Here is an 18520-nt window from a genome sequence, read left to right on the forward strand (position 1 = left end):
CGGGGCGGGTACGGGCCCACCGTCCTCCCCGTTACGCGGCCTTCGGCGCCCGCCTGCGGGTGGCGAAGCCGAGGGCCCCGTCCACCACGAGGAACGCCAGCAGGCTGAGGCCCAGCAGCGGAACGAACCAGCCCACCACCACGGTCACGGCGGCGAACGGCAGCAGCACCGTCACCGGGAGCCTGCGCCAGGCCCCGCGCGGCTGGGCGCGGCCGACGGAGAGCGCGCGGTCCTTGGTGGGCCGGCGCATCCACCACATCCGGTAGCCCCAGACGATCAGGAACATCACCGCGACGGCGAGCGCGGCGAGCGCGAGCTGGTTGGCGATCCCGAAGGTCAGACCCATGTGCAGGTCGATCCCGAACCGGGTCAGCTGCGCGAGCAGCGGGTAGTCCGCGAAGCGGAGCTCGTCCATGATCCGGCCGTCGGCGGGGTCGACGGCGACCGAGTCCAGGTGCACGGGCAGGGTCTTGTCGGCCTCCTTGACCACGTAGCCCTTGCCCTTGGCGGGCAGGGTGACGCGCAGGCTCTCGGTGACCCCGGCGGCGCGGGCGGCGGCGACGGCCTTGTCGACGCCGATGTCGGTGGCGGGCATCGGCATGGTCATCTCGGTGCCGTCGGGCATGATGTGCCCGGCGTGCTCGCCGCCGCCGTCAGAGGCGCCGGCGCCGGCGCCCGGGTCAAGGGTGGCGGAGAGGGCGGGGGTGGCCCCGCCGAGCCGGTCCTGGAGCTGCCCGATGTTCTCCCCGGCGTACTTCGACCAGGTCAGACCGGTCGCGGAGAGGCCGACGAGGCCCACGGCGGCCCAGAGGCCGATGCTGCCGTGCCAGGAGAGGGTCTTGCGGCGGCCGGTGGCCTTCCGGTCGGGTACGACGAGCAGGGCCTTGCGGCTGCGGCGCCGGCCGATCCACAGGGCGAGACCGCCGAGGGCGACGATCCAGAGCCAGCTGGCCGCGAGTTCGCTGTAGTTCCGGCCGAACTCCCCGAGCTGGAGGCTGGCGTGGAACTCGCTGAGCCAGGCCCGCAGGGGCAGCGCGTCACCGCTGGTGGTGAGCTGCCCGCGGACCTCGGCGGTGTAGGGGTCGACGAAGACGGTGCGGGTCTCGCCCTCCGCCAGGCCCGGGGCCTCCATGATCACGCGGGTGGTGGCGTCGGCCTCGGGCGCGGGCCACACGCCGACGACCTTGCCCTGGGGCTCGGCGGCCTTGGCGGCCTTCACCTGGGTACTGAGCGGGACGGCGGCCTCGCCGACCCGGTCGACGGTCAGCTCGTGGGAGTAGAGGATCCGCTCGGCCTGCCAGGACCCGGCGTAGAGCAGGCCGGTGGCGGCGGCGAGGAAGAGGACGGGGGCTATGAGCAGCCCGGCGTAGAAGTGCACGCGCAGGAGCAGCGGCCGCAGGGCGGCCCACCCCTTGGCTCCGCCGGTTCCGGGGGCGGGTGCGGATCCCGACGCGGGCGCGGTGTCGGGCGGTGTGGACGCGGATCCGGACTCAGAGGCAGGCGCGGGCGCGGACGCGGGCGCGGGCTCGGGGGCGGACGCGGACTCAGGCGCGGGCGCGGACGCGGGCGCGGGCTCGGGGGCGGACGCGGACTCAGGCGCGGACGCGGACGCGGACTCAGGCTCGGGGGCGGACGCGGACTCAGGCGCGGACGCGGACGCGGGCTCGGACGCGGACGCGGGCGCGGGCGCGGGCGCGGGCGCGGACTCAGGCGCGGGCGCGGACGTGGACGCGGACTCGGACGCGGGCTCGGACTCGGACTCGGACGCGGGCTCGGACGCGGACTCGGACGCGGGCTCGGACGCGGACGCGGACGCGGGGGTGGGGGCGGACGCGGGGGTGGGGGCGGACGCGGACGCGGGGGTGGGGGCGGACGCGGGGGTGGGGGCGGACGCGGGGGTGGGCGCGGGCGCCGGGCCGGACGCGGGGGTGGGTGCGGGCGCCGGGCCGGACGCGGGGGTGGGTGCGGGCGCGGGGGTGGAGTCGGGCGTGGGGGCGGGCTCGGGGGCCCGCCTGGGGGCGTCCGTGAGGTCGTCAAGGGACATGTCGGTCCTAGGGTTCGGCGAAACAGGGGATCGGCCCCCGGGTCTCGCCACCCCCTCGCGGACGGAGGTGCGCCGGTCAGGCGGCGCGGGCAGGCAGCGGCCGGAGGGCCGTGGTGCGGGTGTCTCGCCGACGGGGCGGGCCCCGGCGGACGGCCGTATGGGCGTGCACGGCCCCGCGCAGGCGGCGCGGTGGCCGCTCGTACGAGGGGCGCTGCGCGGGCGGACCCGGCACCGGGGCGGGCCGGGTGCGGAGCAGCGCGAGGACCCGGGCGAGCGGCCGGGCGGCCAGCAGGGCGGTGGCCCCGAGGGCCCCGGCCAGCCGGAACACGGCGGCCTCGCCCCAGACCAGCCAGAGGGCGCAGAACAGCCCGGCCAGCAGGTGCGCGGCGACCATGCCGAAGCCACCGTGCCCGGCCATCCCGAGCAGATGGCCGAACCCGGCCGACATGCCGTCGGCCGTACCTGTGGCGGAGGCCATGCCGTCGGCCATCCCGGTGGCGGAAGCCAGCCCGTCCGCCATACCGGTGGCCGAGGCCAGCCCGTCCGTCATACCGGAGCCGGAGCCCATCCCCGTGGCATGGGCCATGCCGGAGTGGGCCATATCGGTGGCGGCGTGGGCCAGGCCGGCGGGGTCGGCCAGGGCGGCCGGGTCGGCCAGGCCGGCCGAGTGGGCCAGAGCGGCCGGGTCGGCCAGGCCGGCCGAGTGGGCCAGGGCGGCCGGGTCGTGCAGTCCGGCCGAGGGGGTCGCCCCGGCGGCGTCGGCCAGCCCGGAAGCATGGGCCGCCCCGGCGTCAGCCGGCCCCGGGGCGTGGCCGAGCCCGGTGCCGGCGGCATCCGCGGCGTGGGCCGGGCCGCTGGCGGCGCCCTCCCCGGCACGGGCCGTCCCGGACCCGGCGGCGTCCGCCGAGTGGCCCGCACCCGCGGCGTCCGCCCGGCCCGTGCCGCCGGCCGGCATCGGCATCGGCATCGAGTGGTGGTGGCCCGCCATCGGGGCGGAGCCGTGGGCGTGGCCCTGGCCCGCCGAGAAGGCGACGTGCAGGGCCCCCTGGACCGCCAGCAGGGCCGTCGTGATGCCCAGCGGGCCGCAGCGGCGGCCCGCGGCCGTCCACGCGAGGGCGGCCGTGACGGCGAAGGCTCCCAGGAGCCAGGGCAGGGGGACGTCCGTACCCGACATGTGGGCGTGCCCCACGGCGGCCAGCGCCACGCACACCGCCGCGAACATCGCGGCGCGCGGGGCGCGCATCGGCACGCGGGGGCGGGATTCAGACATGTCCCGGTCATGCTCTCACGGGGCCCGCCGCCGTACGCGCCGGGCCCGTATCCGATCATGAACGGGTGAATCCACTGCCATGGTCATGGTCCGCGCTCCCTCTGGGGCCGCTGGGCGCGCTCTACACCGGCGGGGTCCAGCTCGGGGCCCACGCGCTGGAGCGGCTGGCTCCGGCGGAGCGGGAGCGGATGCTGCGCGACTGCTCGACCAACGTCGACAACCTCGACCGCGGCCGCTGGGAGACCTTGCTGAGCAGCGCGCTCGTCGTCGAGGAGCCGATGCCGCTGCCGTACGCGCTGCTGCTGGTCGCGGTGCTGGGCTACGCGGAGTACGCGTACGGGGCCTGGTGGACGGCCGCGGTCTTCCTCTTCGGGCACGCCTCGGCGACGCTCCTCGTCTACGGGGTGCTGCGCCGTACGGCCGACCGCGACACCCGCCGGGCCGTGGACGTCGGCACGAGCTACGGGTTCAACGCCGTGCTCGGCGCGCTGACCTCGGCGCTGCCGCGCGGGGCGGTGCGCACGACGGCCCGGGCCGGGCTGCTGGCCCTCGCGGTGCGGCCGGTGCTGCGGCGGGAGCGGACCTTCACCGACGCCGGGCACCTCGTGGCGCTGGGCCTCGGCCTCGGGGTCTCGTTCGCCGTCGATTATCTTTCCGGGTCGAACCATCGGAAAATCGCTCATATATGAGCAAGGGACGCGACGGCGGCCGCCACCGCCCCGCGACCCGCAGGACCCGCAGAACCCGCAGAACCCGCAGAACCCGCACCACTCGCACGACACGCCCGACACGAGTCACCTCACCCCGCGCGGCCGGTTCTTCCCGCCCCGTGCGCACGACGCTGGAGCCGCCACGATGACCGCCACGACCTCCACCACCGTCGCCAACCTCCGCGACCTCGGTGGTACCCCGCTCGCCGGCGGCCGCACCGTCCGCTCGGGCCTCGTCCTGCGCTCGGCGGCCCTCGACCGGCTCGACCTCGACGCCGACCCGGCGATGGCCGCGCTGGGCCTGCGCACGGTCATCGACCTGCGCAGCGACGCCGAGCGGGCCGACCACCCGGACCGGATACCGCAGGGTGCCCGGCTGCTCGTGCGCGACGTCCTGGCGGACAAGATCAGCGAGGCGCGGATGCCCGCCGCCGCGCAGCTCAAGGACCTGCTGGCGGACCCGGTGGTGGCCGAGGAGCACCTGGGCGACGGCAAGGCGCGGGCCCTGTTCGGCTCGGTCTACCGGTCCTTCGTCACCACCGCCTCCGCGCACGCCGCGTACCACACGCTGCTGACCGAGGCCGCCGACCCGCAGGCGGGTCCGCTGCTGTTCCACTGCACGGCCGGCAAGGACCGTACGGGCTGGGGCGCGACGGTGCTGCTGTCGGTGCTCGGGGCGGACGACGAGACCCTGATGGCCGAGTACCTGTCGGTGAATCCGGCGGTGAAGGCGGCGTTCGCCCCGATGATCGAGGGCTTCACCGCCGCCGGCGGGGACCCGGACATCGCGCTGGCGCTGATCGGGGTGTTCCCCTCGTACCTGGAGGCGGGCCTGGACGAGCTCTACCTGCGCTTCGGGTCGATGGAGAAGTACGTGCGCGAGGGCCTGAAGGTGCCGGACGAGACGGTCGAGGCGCTGCGCGCGCGACTCGTCGTGTGACCGGCCCGGCGTCACGCCCGGCGGGCCGGGTTCATCCGAACGTGTGCGCCGCTGCGGGTGACCGTCCCGCGATTCGCTCGTTCTGCTGAACGTGACTGCGCCGGATACCGCCACCCGCTCCCTGCCCCCCGACGTCGAGCAGGCCGAGGCCGCCATCGTCGAGCACTACCCGCGGCTGGTGCGGCTCGCCTACCTGGTGCTGCCGCCCTCCCTCGGCCGCAACCGGCGGGTGCTCACCGCCCACTCGCTGGCCCAGCGCGCACTGCCGCGCGGGCGGCGGGCCTCCAATGCGGAGGCGGCGGTGCAGGGCGGGGTGCCGGCGCAGCGGGGCGGGCTGGGCGGGCCCGAGTCGGGGTACGCGTACGTACGGCTGCGCGTGCTGCGGTCGGCCCTGGAGGCGGGGGTCCCGCTGACCTTCCGGGCGCTCCCGCTGCGCGGGCAGCTGCCGGCGCTGCTTCCGCAGGTGTGGGGGCTGCGGCTGTTCCCGCGCGCGGGCGGGGCCGAGGAGCTGGCCCTGGACCAGTGGCTGGCCACCCTGAACGGCCCCGGCCGGGCGGCGTGCGTCCTGCGGGCGCTGGAGGGGCTGGCGGAGCCGGACGTGCTGCGGGTGCTCGCCGAGGCCGGAGTGGCCGACCCGGCGGCGGCCGTGGCGGAGTCCGGGGACCCGGCGCACGACGCCCTGTTCGCCTCCCCCGAGTTCGACCCCTGCGTGCTCCAGGCCCGGCCCACCGACCTGCTGCGCCGCCGCCGCTTCGCACGGGCGGCCCTGGCCGGGGCGGCCGCCCTCGCGGTGTGCGGGGCGCTGCTGGCGCTGCCGGGCGGCGGCTGGGGGGCGGACGGGCCCGCCGCGCCGCTGTACGCGCAGAACGCGGTGGCGCAGCAGGCCCTGGACCCGGGGCAGCTGGTGCGGGTCGCGGCCACGGCGTGGCGCACCTCCTCCCGTGGGGACTACTCCGTCTGGCCGGCGCGCGGCGACCGGGCCACGGACACCGAGCTGCTGCGGCGGGCGCTGGCCGTGTGGGCCCGCCCGGGCAAGGCGGTGGTGGTCTCGGCCACTCCCGGCACCCCGTCGGGGCCGCCGATGGGGCCGCCGCAGCTGCTGTTCGCGGGGACCGTCGACCAGGCGGTGGTGGTGTTGCTGTACGACGGGCTGCGCGTGGTGCGGTACGCCGAGCCGCGCAACGGGACGGCGGGTGCGGCCCTGGACTTCGCGCGGACCGACGGGGCGACGCCGGACACCGCGACCGCCCTGGTGCTCAGCCGGGTCGACGGCAACGTCCGCTACCTGACGGCCCCCTGGGTCACCGGCGCCGCCGTACGGGACCTGCTGAAGCCCGGTGACCGGCCGACCGCGCTGAAGCTCACCCCGGACGGGCTGACCCCGCCGGTGCTGGGTCCGGCGGCGAACGGCGAGTGCACGAGCTGGAACGCGCTGGCCCTGACGGGTGACGGGGCCACCCGGCTGGTCACCGACCTGGGCGAGCTGACCCCGGCCCGGCTGACCTCGGGCGCGCCGGGTGCCGCGCGGGACGTGACGGAGGCGGCGGAGCTGGGCGAGTGGTCGAAGACGGCGTGCCTGCTGCCGTCGGTGCGCTCGCACGGGGTGCGGTCCGTGAACGCGTGGACGTACGCGAAGCAGCCGTTGCCGGAGGGCGACGGGGCTGCGACCTGGCTGTGCAGCCGGGCGGAGACCTGGCAGGGGGCGGCGGACCGGGTGCAGGTGCAGTTCCTGGCGCCGGGGGCGGCGCTGGCCGCGCAGGCGGCCAAGGCGGAGGGCTCCCCGGCGTGCGGTACGCGGGAGCCGAGGGTGCTGGCCGGGGTGCTGTGGAAGTCCCGGGCGGGGCAGTGGTACGTCCTGGCGGCGGGCAGTGCGCAGTTCACGTCCCTGACGGCGACGGGCAGCGGGGTGAACGGCAGCGCGAACGGGAACCGGCTGGCGGTGAAGGCGCCGGAGGGGGCGCAGGTGGACCTTTCGGGGAAGCTGACGGACGGGAGCACGGCCGGGGCGCTCCGCTAGGCCGGGCCGCTCCCCTACCCACCCTTCCTCCGTTCCCCGGGGGCTCCGCCCCCGGACCCCCGCGCCTCAAACGCCGGCGAGGCTGAAAGATGCGGGAGCGGCAGTGCCGGAGGGGTTTCCCTCTCCCGTACCCCTCAGTACATTGACGCCATGTCTAATACGCCGCTCGCGCCCGCCCCCGTGGAGTCGGAACACATAGACCTCCGGGCACGGAACGTCTCCTTCTCCTGGGAGGACACGCCGCTGCACTGGCTGCCCGGCGAGCCCTTCGCCGGGCACACCATCAACGTGCTGCACCTGCTGCTGCCCGCCGGTGAGCGGTGGTTCGTGCACGTCTACAAGCAGGTGCTCCCCCACGTCACGGACGAGCGGCTGCGGGCGGACGTCGTCGGGTTCATCGGGCAGGAGGCCATGCACGCCGCCGCGCACGACGACGTGCTCCCCCACCTCAAGCGCCTCGGTCTGGACCCCACCCCCTACACCGCGCAGGTCGACTGGCTCTTCGAGAAGCTGCTCGGCGACCGCACCCTGCCGCCCGGACGGGCCCGGAAGTGGTGGCTGATGGAGCGGGTCGCGATGATCGCCGCCATCGAGCACTACACGGCCTTCCTCGGCGACTGGGTGCTCAACGCGAGGGAACTCGACCGGCGCGGGGCCGACCCGATGATGCTGGACCTGCTGCGCTGGCACGGCGCCGAGGAGGTCGAGCACCGCTCCGTCGCCTTCGACCTGTTCATGCACGTCGACGGCAACTACCGCCGCCGGGCCCGGACCTGGGCCACCGCCTTCGCCGCCCTGGTGTTCCTGTGGCAGCGCGGCGCCCGCTTCTTCATGGAGAACGACCCCCTGCGGCCCGGCGCCAAGGCCTCCCTCGGCCAGTTCGTCCGGGCCGGGCGCAAGGGGGTCCTGCCCTCGACGGGGGCGATGCTGAGGTCGATCCCGACGTACCTCTCACGGACTTACCACCCCTCGCAGGAAGGTTCCACCGCCCAGGCCGTGGCCTACCTGGCCTCCTCCCCCGGCGCGAACGGCGGGGTGCGGCCGTGAGGCGGGCCCTGGCCGTCACGGCGGTGGCGGGGGCCGCCGTACTGACCCGGCGGGCGCTGCGCAAGCGCATCGGCCGCTCCCCCCTGTGGCCGCTGCCCGCGCTGGAGACCCCCGTGTCGGGCCACTCCCCGCGGCGCTGGCTGCGCGCCCTGATCGTCTCGCGCAGCGAACCCGCCGAGGGGGTGCTGCGGCTGGTGCTGGAGTCCGGTGAACTGCCGGCCTGGACCCCGGGCGCGCACGTGGACGTACGGCTGCCGTCGGGGCTGGTGCGCCAGTACTCGCTGTGCGGGGACCCGGCCGACGCCGGCCGCTACACCATCGCGGTCCGGCTGGTCGAGGACGGGCGCGGGGGCTCGCGCGAGGCGCACGCCCGGCTGGTGGAGGGCGCCGGGCTGGACGTGCGGGCGCCGCGCAACCGGTTCGAGCTGCTGCCCGCGCCCTCGTACGCCTTCGTCGCGGGGGGCATCGGGATCACCCCGGTCCTGCCCATGCTCCGCGCGGCGACGGAGGCGGGTGCGGACTGGACCCTGCTGTACGGGGGGCGTTCGCGGGCGTCGATGCCGTTCCTGCCCGAACTCGCCGCGTACGGGGAGCGGGTGACGGTCGCCGCGCAGGACGAGGCGGGCCTGCCGGACCTGGCCCCGCTGGCCGGGATCCGGCCGGGCACGCTGGTCTACTGCTGCGGCCCGGAACCGCTGATGCAGGCGGTCCGGGCGGCGGCGCCCGACCCGTCGGCGGTGCACCTGGAGCGGTTCGGCGCGGCGGCGACCGGCCCGACCCGGCCCTTCACCGTCGAACTCGCCCGCACGGGCGCCACGGTGGAGGTCGGGGCCGGCGAGTCGGCGCTCAGCGCGGTGCGCCGGGTCCTGCCCGACACCCCGTACTCCTGTGAACAGGGCTTCTGCGGCACCTGCCGGCACCGGGTCCTGGCGGGAGCGGTCGACCACCGCGACGAGCTCCTGACGGACGGGGAGCGGGCGGACTCGATGCTGCTGTGCGTCTCCCGCGCCGCCGAGGACCGGCTGACGCTGGACCTCTGAACAAGTGGCCCGCCCTCCCTCGAAGTAGGGTGTTCGCCATGACGACCGGGGTGCGGCGCAGGATGGGTGTCGAGGAGCGGCGGCAGCAGCTGATCGGGGTTGCCCTGGAGCTGTTCAGCCACCGCTCCCCCGACGACGTGTCGATCGACGAGATCGCGGCGGCGGCCGGGATATCCCGGCCGCTCGTCTACCACTACTTCCCGGGCAAGCTGAGCCTGTACGAGGCCGCGCTGCGGCGGGCCGCCGACGAGCTGGCCGAGCGGTTCGTCGAGCCGCAGGAGGGTCCGCTCGGGGCCCGCCTGCTGCGGGTGATGGGCCGGTACTTCGCGTTCGTCGACGACCACGGCCCCGGTTTCTCGGCGTTGTTGCGCGGCGGCCCGGCGGCGGGCAGCAGCCGGGCCAACGCGATGATCGACGAGGTGCGGCAGGCCGCGTACGAGCAGATCCTCGCGCACATCGGGGTGGAGGAGCCGCCCGCCCGCCTGGAGCTGGTGGTGCGGTCGTGGGTGTCGCTGGCCGAGTCGACGGCGCTGCTGTGGCTGGACGGGCGGCGGATCCCGCGGGCCGAGCTGGAGCTCCAGCTGGTGCACGACTTCGCCGCGCTGGCCGCGGTGAGCGCGGCGTACGACGCGGAGATGGCGGGGATCCTCGTACGCATCCTGGCGGGCGAGCCGGCCGACGGGCCCTTCGGGGAACTGGTCGGGCGGCTGGCGGCGCTGGTGCCGGGGCCGCGCGAGGACGCACGGGAGATGTGACGGCCGCCGCCGGGGTGTCCGATGGATCTGCGGGGGACGCCGCGACGCCGCGGAGGTCCGACGGACAGCCGGGTGGGGGCGGGTGGGACCGGGCGGCGCCGCTGGCGATAATGCCCGCGTGATCATTGACGACGGGATCGTGTTCCGGGCGGCCGGGGAGAAGGACGCCGGAATCCTGGTGAAGCTGTACGACCAGGCCGCCCGGTGGATGCGCAAGCAGGGCATCGACCAGTGGAAGCCGGGCGAGAAGGACGCCGCTCACTTCCGCGGGAAGATGCGCGACGGGGAGGTGTGGCTCGCGGCGGACGCCGACGGGCAGGTCGTCGGGGGGTACGAGCTGTGGTGGTCCGACGAGGAGGCATGGGGGGTCCAGCCGCCGGTCGCGGGCTATGTGCACCGGCTGATGGTGGACCGTGAGACGGCCGCGCCGGGAACCGGCCTGCGCATCCTGGAGCACGCCGAGCACCGGATCGCGCGGACCGGGCGGGAGCGGGCGCGGCTGGACTGCGTGTCGACCAACCCGCGGCTGCTGGCGTACTACCAGGGCGCCGGCTACCGGGTCGTGGGCGAGTTCCCGTCGAAGCAGGGCAAGGACGGCCGGGTGTACGGGGTGATCCTCCTGGAGCGGCGCCTCGACGTATGAGACGCGGGGACCAGGGTGGGAGGGCAGGCCCCGGCCGCGGGGCGCCGGCCCGCCGCGCCCGCCGGACCGGGGCGGCTCTCGGCCGTCCGTGCGGGGACCCGTTGTCCGGGTGCCCGGCCCGCCGGTACTGATGGTCGCGACCAGTCGGTACCAGGAGGGGAAAACGATGGGGAATTCCATGGGCAGGTCCGCGGGCGCCGTGTTGGGGCTGGCACTGGCGGGCGTACTGGGGGCCACGGGGGTGGCCGGGGCCCAGCCGCGGCCGTCGGCGCCGAGCGGGAGTGCCGGCGCGGTGGCCGTGGCACCGGCCTCGGTGGTCGCGGACGTCGAGGCGGCGGCCGCCCGGCAGCACGCGCTCGCGCCGGCCGCGCGGGTCGTCTGCTACGCGGCGCACGTACAGGACATCGGCTGGCAGTCGGCGGTGTGCGACGGTGCCGTGGCCGGTACCACCGGGCAGAGCCGCCGGATGGAGGCGCTGACCGTGGCGACCAGCGGGACGGGCGGGGTCTGTGCCGACGCCCATCTGGCCGACATCGGCTGGCAGGGCTGGCGGTGCGCGGCCGACGGGAAGGCGGTGACGGTCGGCACCACCGGGGAGTCCCGGCAGATGGAGGCGCTGGGCCTCCAGGTCGGCAGCGGCGGCGTGTCGGCGCAGGCGCACGTGGCGGACCTCGGCTGGCTGAACGCGCTCGCCGGGAACCCGGTGTACGTGGGCACGACCGGGCAGGCGCGGCGGATGGAAGCCGTCCGGATCTGGGTCTGAGCCGGACGGCGTGACGGGGTGGTGCCGGGCCGCGGCCGGTACCACCCCGTCTGCGGGCGGGTGCGTCAGGAGCGCTTGAACACCGCGACCGTGCGCGCCGGGGTGGTGAACTCCCCCGTCGCCCGGTCGTACGCCGCCGCCCTGGCCGCCGGGTCGGAGCCGCCCGCCTGGGCCGGGTGCAGGGCGTAGCCGGTGCCGGCGAGGGCGGGGAGGCGCTGGGCCTGGGCGGTGGGTGTGGCGTTGAAGACCACCACCAGGTCGCCGAGGGCCATGGTGAGGACGCCGGGCGTCTCGGCCGGGCCCGACAGCGGGAACGACAGCCGGTCCTGGACCTGCTGGGCCGTGGTGAGGCCGAAGGCGGGTTCGGTCGTGCGGATCCGCAGCAGGTCGCGGTAGGCGGCCGAGGCGCCGTCGATGTCGGCGCAGCCGGGGGCCGGGCCGGTCAGCAGGGACTTGGCGTAGGGCCACTTGGCGCGGTTGTCGGCGGCGGGCGGCAGGCCCCGGCCGAAGCCGTTGCCTTCGCGGCAGTCCCAGTGCAGGGCGTTGAACCAGTCGCCGCTGTCGAAGGAGTTGCGGTCCAGGGACTTCGAGCGGAGCAGGTCGCTGCCCGCCTGGGAGAGGGCCGGGCCCTGGGAGAGGGCGGCCGTGGCCATCGCGAGGACCTGCATGCGGGCCCGGTCGGCGGTGGAGGTGCCGGCGGGGAGCTTGTAGGCCAGGGCGTCGTACAGGGACTCGTTGTCGTGGGCGTCGGCGTAGGCGAGGGCGTCGCCGGGGGCGGCCGCGTAGCCGGCCGGGGCGCCGTTGTAGTCCAGCTCGGAGCCCGAGGTGTGGCGCCCGGTGGAGTCGGTGAAGGCGTACGCGGCCAGGTTGCCGGTCAGGCCGACCTTGAGCAGGTCCTGGTCGTGCAGGAGGCGGGCCCGCTGCTGCTCCGGGGTGCCGTTGGCCGGGGAGCCGTTGGGGTCAGTGAACAGGCCGGTGGCGAAGCCCTGGACGCGCGGGTCCTCGTCGAAGGGGCCGCCTCCGCGCACGGCGTCGCGGGCCCGGTCGGAGAAGGTGGCGATGCCGGTTCCGGCCATGTTCTTCTGGGTGGCCTGGACGAACCGGGCGTCGTCGGCGACCTCGCCGAAGTTCCAGCCCTCCCCGTAGAGGACGATCTTCTTCCCGTCGATCCCGTCCTTGGCGACGGTCAGCTCGTCGAGGGCCTTGCGGACGGCGAGGATGTTGGTCTTCGGGTGGTGGCCCATGAGGTCGAAGCGGAAGCCGTCGACCTTGTACTGCCTGGCCCAGGTGACGACGGAGTCCACGACGAGGCGGCCCATCATGGCGTTCTCGGGCGCGGTGTTGGAGCAGCAGGTGGAGGTGGCGACGCTGCCGTCGGCGAGGAGGCGCTGGTAGTAGCCCGGCACGATGCGGTCGAGGACGGACTGGTCGGCCTGCCCGGAGGCGACGGTGTGGTTGTAGACCACGTCCATCACGGTGCGCAGCCCGGCGCCGTTGAGGGACTGCACCATCCGGCGGAACTCGACCGTGCGGGCGGTGCCGTCCGGGTCGCTCGCGTACGAGCCCTCGGGGACGGTGTAGTGCAGCGGGTCGTAGCCCCAGTTGAAGCCGTCCTTGGCGGCGGCGGCCGTCACGCAGGCCTGCTGGGACTCGGAGTCGGGGGCGTAGGAGGTGAGGTCGCAGGCGGGTGCGGTGCGGGCCTTGGGGTCCTCCGGGACGCTGCCGAAGTCGAAGGCCGGGAGCAGGTGGACGTAGGAGGTGCCGGCGGCGGCGAGTTCGCGCAGGTGGCGCATGCCGGCGGAGTCGGTGTCGGTGAAGGCCAGGTACTGGCCGGGGTGCTTGCTGGTGGGGTCCGCGATGGAGAAGTCGCGGATGTGGAGTTCCTGGATCTGGGCGCTGGTGAAGGGGACGGGGGCGGGCTTGCGCAGGTCCTTCCAGCCGGGCGGGGCGAGTTTCGGGTCGGCCAGGTCGATGACCAGGCTCCGGGCGGAGTCGGTGGTCAGGGCGGTGGAGTAGGGGTCGGTGACCAGGTTGCGGACGATCTGGCGGGTGCTGGGCGCCCAGACGGTGACGGCGTAGCGGTAGGGCTTGCCGGTCCAGGAGCGCTCGCCGCGCACCGACCAGACGCCGGTGGTGTCGTCGCGGCGCATGGGGACGGTGCGGCCGTCGAGTTCGAGGGCGACCTGCTGGGCGGTGGGGGCCCAGACGGCGAGGGTGGGGCGGCCGTCCTTGAAGACGGGGCCCAGGGCGGTGTTGGTGGCGTACAGGTCGTCGAGGACGCCGGCGAGCTGGACGCCGGTGGCGGCGAGGACGGCCCCGCCCGCTGCGCGGGCGCTCGCGACGAGCTGGCCGCGCAGGGCCTCGCGGACCCGATCGCGGTCGCGGGGGTCGACGGTGAAGGCGGTGTACGCGGCCAGGTGCGGGAACTTCTGCTTCTGGGCCGGGGTGAGGGCGGTGCGGGTCAGGCGCAGCCACTGGGCGCCCGCTGCGTGGAGGACTCCGCCTTCGGCCGTGATGCGGCCGTCGCGGGAGGCGAGGAGCTGGGCGGAGGCGGCGGTCGCGGGGGCGTTCCAGGCGAGGGTGTCGCGGTCGATCCAGACGGCCTCGGCCTTGGTGAGGTCGAGGGCGGCGCCGGATCCCGCGGGCTGCGGGAGGAGGTACTTCTCGCGTCCGCCGAGCATCCAGACCTCGTGGCCGGTGGCCTTGAGGTCGAGGGACTGGTCGGAGGGGAGGTCCTTCTCGTCGCCCTTGTGGAGGATGTAGCTCAGGCTGGTCGCGCCGGGTGCGAGGGGGACCTCGTAGACGGCGCCGTAGGGGTCGGTGCGGGTGGGGAGGAGGGGCTTGGACCAGTCGGTGGGGGTGGCGGCGCCGGTCCACACGTGCAGGCCCCAGCCGTCGTAGGCGCCGTCGGGGCGGTGGTAGTGGAGGACGGCCTTGGCCTGGTCCTGGGGCGGGTAGGCGGGGCTGTCGGTGCGGGCGGGTTCCTTGCCCTGTTCCAGCCAGACCTCGGCGCCGCGGGTGAGGTCGAGGGTGCGGTCGGCGGGGACGTCCTTGGTGCCGTCCTTGTCGATGACGAGGTAGCCGAGGGTGGTGGCACCGGGCTTGAGGCGGACGTAGGCGAAGGCGCCGTAGGCGTCGCGGCCGGTGAAGGGGTGGCCCTCGGGCCAGGGCGTGGCCTCGCCGTCGGCGAGGTCGCCCCAGGCGTAGAGGCGCCAGTCGGTGTAGTTCCCGTCGGGGCGGTTGTAGTGGACGACGGCGTAGTCGCGCTGGGTGGCGGTGGGGGGTGTGGGCGGCGGGGTCCGGCCGGCGGTGGTCGCGGCGAGGGCGGAGGCGGTGCGGCCGGTGGTGTCGACGGCCACGGCCTTGTAGCGCAGGGCGGTGCCGGCGGGGGTGGTGGGGTCGAGGGTCTGGGTGACCTTGTAGGGGGCGTGGTCGGCGGAGCCGAGGACCTTCCAGGGGCCGGTGCCGGTCTGGGCGGCGAACACGAGGCGGTTGAGCGAGCCGCCCGAGACGTCGGCGGACAGCTCGACGGTGCCGGTGGCGCCGGGGGCCGGGGGCTTGAGGGTGAGGGCGGGCCCGGTGGCGGGGGTGGGGAGGGGGCCGGTGGCCTTCAGGACGGTGGTGGCGAGGGCGGGGACGGTGACGGTGAGTTTGCCGGCCGGGGAGGCGGTGGTCAGGCCGGTGGAGTAGAGGGAGTTGGGGCTGGTGGGCCTGGCGGCGGCGGAGCCGCCGTGGAGGGTGCGGTACCGGGCGCCGGCGGGGGCGTCGAGCTGGACCGTCTTCGGCTCGGTGCCGTTGTTGGCGGCGACCAGGTACTCGGTGCGGGTCTTGGGGTCGGTGCGGGCGAAGGCGTAGACGCCGCCGTCGGAGAGGCGTTCGCTCTGGATGCCGTCGCGCAGGGCCGGGTTGTTCTTTACCAGCTGGGAGAGGGCACTGATCTGCCGGTAGAGCGGGTGCTCCGTGTCGTAGGCGTCGCTCGCGGCGGTGCGGGTGGTGCCCAGCTCGTCGTCGTCGAGGTAGTCGGCGATCCGGGTGGCGAAGAGGGGCTGGCGGGCGTCCTTGTCGCCACCGGAGCCGGTGAAGCCCTGCTCGTCGCCCGAGTACACCACCGGGTTGCCGCGGGAGAGGAACATCAGCTCGTTGGCGAGCCGGTATCGGTCCAGCAGTTCGGCCTCGGCGGCGCCGGGCCGGTCCTGCTTCAGGAAGCTGCCGAAGCGGCCCATGTCGTGGTTGCCGAGGAAGGTCACCTGCTCGTAGGCGTTGGCCTTGTCGGTCGTGTACCGGTAGTCGTCACCGAGGACGGAGGCGAGCCGTGCGGCGGGGGCGCCCTGGGAGGCGTAGGCGCGGACCGCGTCCTGGAACGGGAAGTCGAGGGTGGCGTCGAGGCGGCCGCGGGTCACGTAGGGGGAGGTGACGGCGGTGTCGGCGGAGTAGACCTCCCCGAACATGAAGAAGTCCTTGCGGCCGTGCCTGGCCGCGTACTGGTCGAGGGCCGTGGCCCACTGGGTCCAGAAGTCCATGTCGACGTGCTTGACGGTGTCGATGCGGAAGCCGTCCACGTCGAAGTCGTGGACCCACTTCTCGTAGATCTTCTCCATGCCGCCGACGACCTCGGGGCGCTCGGTCCACAGGTCGTCGAGCCCGGCGAAGTCCCCCTGCTGCGCCGACTCCCCGGCGAAGGTGGAGTCGCCCCGGTTGTGGTACATCGCCGGGTCGTTGAGCCAGGCCGGGGACTTGAGGTCCTTCTTCGCGGCGGGGACGGTGGGGGTGCGGGGGAAGGAGCGGGCGGCGTCGACGGGCGGGAACTTCTTCTTCCCGTCGGAGTAGTCCGCGTCGTCGAAGGGGACGCCGTCCTTGGTGAGGTAGGGGAAGGCGCCCTTGGAGAGGTAGTCGTGGGAGCCCTGCTCGTAGTCGACGACGTCCGCGGTGTGGTTGGTGATGACGTCGAAGAAGACCTTCATCCCCTTGCCGTGCGCCTTGTCGATGAGGCGGGCCAGGTCGGCGTTGGTTCCGAAGTGCGGGTCGACCTGGGTGAAGTCGGTGATCCAGTAGCCGTGGTAGCCGGCGGAGGCGTTCGCCCCGTCGCCCTGCACCGGCTGGTTCTTGAAGATCGGCGCCAGCCAGATGGCGGTGGTGCCGAGCCCCTTGATGTAGTCGAGGCGGTCGGTGATCCCCTTGAGGTCCCCGCCCTGGTAGAAGCCCTTGTCGGTGGGGTCCAGGCCGGTCTGCAGGCGGGTGCCGGTCAGTCCGCCGGTGTCGTTGCGCGGGTCGCCGTTCGCGAAGCGGTCCGGGAGCACGAAGTAGAACTGCTCGCGGGTCAGGTCGTGGCGGGCGGGCTCGGCGGCGAGTTTCGCGTCCGAGGGCGGGGCCGGTGGCGTGGCGGCGGCCGCACTGTGCGGCAGGGCCGGCAGGAGTGCCGCGGCCAGGGCTGCGGCGGCGAGTCCCGCTGCGGGGCGTGTCAAGGGGTCTCTCCTCGGGGAGGGTGGGGGCCGCCCGGCGTGGCAGGGTCAGGGGTGCCGGGCGGCCCTGGTCGGGGGCGCGGGTCAGTTGCGCCAGGTGTCGGTCAGGGTGACCTTGCCGTTGGCCGGGACGGTGGCGGAGCGGTTGGCCCCGCTCTCCCAGGTGACGTTGCCGGAGGCGTCCTTGCGGACGTACTTGTAGGAGAAGGAGGTGCCGGCGGGGAGGGTGACGTCCAGCTTCCACACGGGGTAGGAGGCCGGGTCGAGCTTGAGGGCGGCGCCGGTGTTCCAGTTGCCGAGCTCCGCCCGGTCGCCGGTGACGTAGACGTCCTGGCCGGGGACGGTGGTGGCGCTGACGGCGAAGGAGGCGCCGGTGGCGGCCGGGGGCGTCCCGGCGGCGGTGCAGGTGCGGGCGCCGGTGTGCAGGGCGAGGGCGGTCTGGGGGGCGAGCGTGGCGGTGAACCGTCCGCCGGAGTCCACGCTCACGGCGCGGCCGCTCTGCACGTCGCAGTAGCTCCCGGCGGGCAGGGAGGTCTGGAAGGTCCGGGTCAGCGGCGAGCCCTCGTGGTTGAGGGCCACGTACGCCTTGGTCCCGCGCCCGAAGGCGATCTGGTTGGCGCCGTCGTCCCACCAGTCCGTGACGCCCTGCCCCCGGGCGGTGTTCCGCAGGCCCACCATGGAGGAGATCTCCGGCCAGGCGTGCTGGCACTTCCACCCGTCGCTGTAACAGGCGTTGACCGTGCCCCCGTTGGGCGAGCCGGCGTCCTTGTCGGTCCACTCGTAGCCGGAGTGCACGTCCGGGGAGCCGTAGGGCCAGGCCAGCATGAAGACGGAGGCGAGGGTGTAGTTCGCGCCGTCCTTGTAGTTGAGGGTGTCGCCGACGCGTTCGGTGTCGTGGTTGTCGACGAACACCGCCGACTGGGCCGAGGGCATGTATCCCCAGCCCTCGCCGAAGTTCTTCAGGTAGGCGAGCTTCTCGCCCTGGAACACCCGCTTCAGGTCCCGGGCGTACCGGAACTCCTGCACGTCCCCGTTGCCGAGGTATTCGGAGGGCTGCACGGCCTCGCCGGCCCCGTATATCGCCTCCTGCTTCCAGTAGGCGGAGGGGTGGGCGAGGCGGGACTTGATGTTGGCGAGGTCGGCGGCGGGCATGTGCTTGGCGGCGTCGATCCGGAAGCCGTCGACGCCCAGCGACAGCAGGTCGTTGAGGTAGCCGGCGATCCGGCCGCGTACGTACTCCTCGCCGGTGTCGAGGTCGGCGAGCTGGACGAGCTCGCAGTTCTGGACGTTGGCCCGGTTCTGGTAGTCGGAGACGGTGGCCCGGCAGTCGTCCATGTCGGCGCCGGAGTAGAGGCCGGGGTAGTCGTACTTCGTGTACGAGGACCCGCCGGTCCCGATCCCGTCCCCGGCGGCCATGTGGTTGATGACGGAGTCGGCGACGACCTTGACCCCGGCGGTGTGGCAGGTGTCCACCATCCGCTTGAAGGCGGCCCGGTCCCCGAGCCGCCCCGCGATCTTGTAGCTGACGGGCTGGTACGAGGTCCACCACTGGGGGCCCTGGACGTGTTCCTGCGGCGGCGAGACCTGGACGTACCCGTATCCGGCGGGGCCGAGGCTGTCGCTGCAGGCCTTGGCGACGGAGTCGAACCGCCACTCGAAGAGCACGGCGGTGACGTCCTTGTCCCCGGGCGGGGCGGCCTGCGCGGGCGGGGCCTGCGCGGTGAGGGAGGCGGCGGCGAGCGCGACCACCGCGAGCCCGGCTCTGCCGGCGCGCGCGGATACGGATCTGGCCATGTGGGGGCTCCTCCTGGCGGGAAGGCGTGGGGGGTTGC

Annotated in this window: 12 protein-coding genes; 8 read left to right on the top strand and 4 right to left on the bottom strand. The window is 74.8% G+C overall.

Going from position 1 to position 18520, the window contains the following annotated elements; all coding sequences use genetic code 11:
- Positions 1-31: 31 nt before the first annotated feature.
- Together BX286_RS11690 and BX286_RS11695 are read right to left on the bottom strand one after the other, a co-directional pair.
- A complete protein-coding gene (locus tag BX286_RS11690; protein WP_398898400.1) occupies positions 32-1378 on the bottom strand; it encodes a PepSY-associated TM helix domain-containing protein in 1347 nt (448 codons plus the stop codon).
- Positions 1379-2120: 742 nt separating this feature from the next.
- A complete protein-coding gene (locus BX286_RS11695; protein WP_148710263.1) occupies positions 2121-3314 on the bottom strand; it encodes a hypothetical protein in 1194 nt (397 codons plus the stop codon).
- Positions 3315-3379: 65 nt separating this feature from the next.
- Here BX286_RS11695 and BX286_RS11700 point away from each other — a divergent pair, with 65 nt between their 5' ends.
- From BX286_RS11700 to BX286_RS11735, 8 genes are all read left to right on the top strand, one after another.
- Positions 3380-4003: a rhomboid-like protein gene (locus BX286_RS11700; protein WP_237292788.1), complete on the top strand. Its 624-nt coding sequence runs from the start codon at positions 3380-3382 to the stop codon at positions 4001-4003.
- Between the two features lie 166 nt (positions 4004-4169).
- Positions 4170-4964: a tyrosine-protein phosphatase gene (locus tag BX286_RS11705; RefSeq protein WP_100863763.1), complete on the top strand. Its 795-nt coding sequence runs from the start codon at positions 4170-4172 to the stop codon at positions 4962-4964.
- A 91-nt stretch (positions 4965-5055) separates the two neighbouring features.
- Entirely contained in the window at positions 5056-6981 is a 1926-nt protein-coding gene (locus BX286_RS11710; RefSeq protein WP_398898403.1) for a hypothetical protein, read from the top strand.
- Between the two features lie 150 nt (positions 6982-7131).
- Positions 7132-8028, top strand: coding sequence for a metal-dependent hydrolase (locus tag BX286_RS11715; protein WP_079426382.1), 897 nt, complete (start codon positions 7132-7134; stop codon positions 8026-8028).
- Positions 8025-9068 (top strand): PDR/VanB family oxidoreductase, encoded by a 1044-nt coding sequence (locus BX286_RS11720; RefSeq protein ID WP_100863761.1) that lies wholly within the window; start codon positions 8025-8027, stop codon positions 9066-9068. Before BX286_RS11715 ends, BX286_RS11720 begins: the two co-directional genes overlap by 4 nt.
- Positions 9069-9106: 38 nt before the next feature.
- Positions 9107-9823 carry a TetR/AcrR family transcriptional regulator gene (locus tag BX286_RS11725; RefSeq protein WP_079426386.1) on the top strand — a complete coding sequence of 239 codons (717 nt, stop codon included), beginning with the start codon at positions 9107-9109 and terminating at the stop codon, positions 9821-9823.
- A gap of 118 nt (positions 9824-9941) precedes the next feature.
- A complete protein-coding gene (locus BX286_RS11730; protein WP_121014941.1) occupies positions 9942-10466 on the top strand; it encodes a GNAT family N-acetyltransferase in 525 nt (174 codons plus the stop codon).
- 178 nt (positions 10467-10644) lie between these two features.
- Positions 10645-11229, top strand: coding sequence for a polysaccharide deacetylase (locus tag BX286_RS11735; RefSeq protein WP_261993404.1), 585 nt, complete (start codon positions 10645-10647; stop codon positions 11227-11229).
- 65 nt (positions 11230-11294) lie between these two features.
- Here BX286_RS11735 and pulA read toward each other — a convergent pair whose 3' ends face one another.
- Entirely contained in the window at positions 11295-16691 is a 5397-nt protein-coding gene (pulA, locus tag BX286_RS11740) for a pullulanase-type alpha-1,6-glucosidase (protein WP_121014942.1), read from the bottom strand.
- Positions 16692-16772: 81 nt separating this feature from the next.
- Complete coding sequence (locus tag BX286_RS11745) at positions 16773-18482, bottom strand: carbohydrate-binding module family 20 domain-containing protein (protein WP_121014943.1); 1710 nt, start codon at positions 18480-18482, stop codon at positions 16773-16775.
- Positions 18483-18520: the final 38 nt, after the last annotated feature.

Origin of the sequence: Streptomyces sp. 3211.6, from assembly GCF_003634815.1 — a bacterium.
GTDB classification, from domain to species: domain Bacteria; phylum Actinomycetota; class Actinomycetes; order Streptomycetales; family Streptomycetaceae; genus Streptomyces; species Streptomyces katrae_A.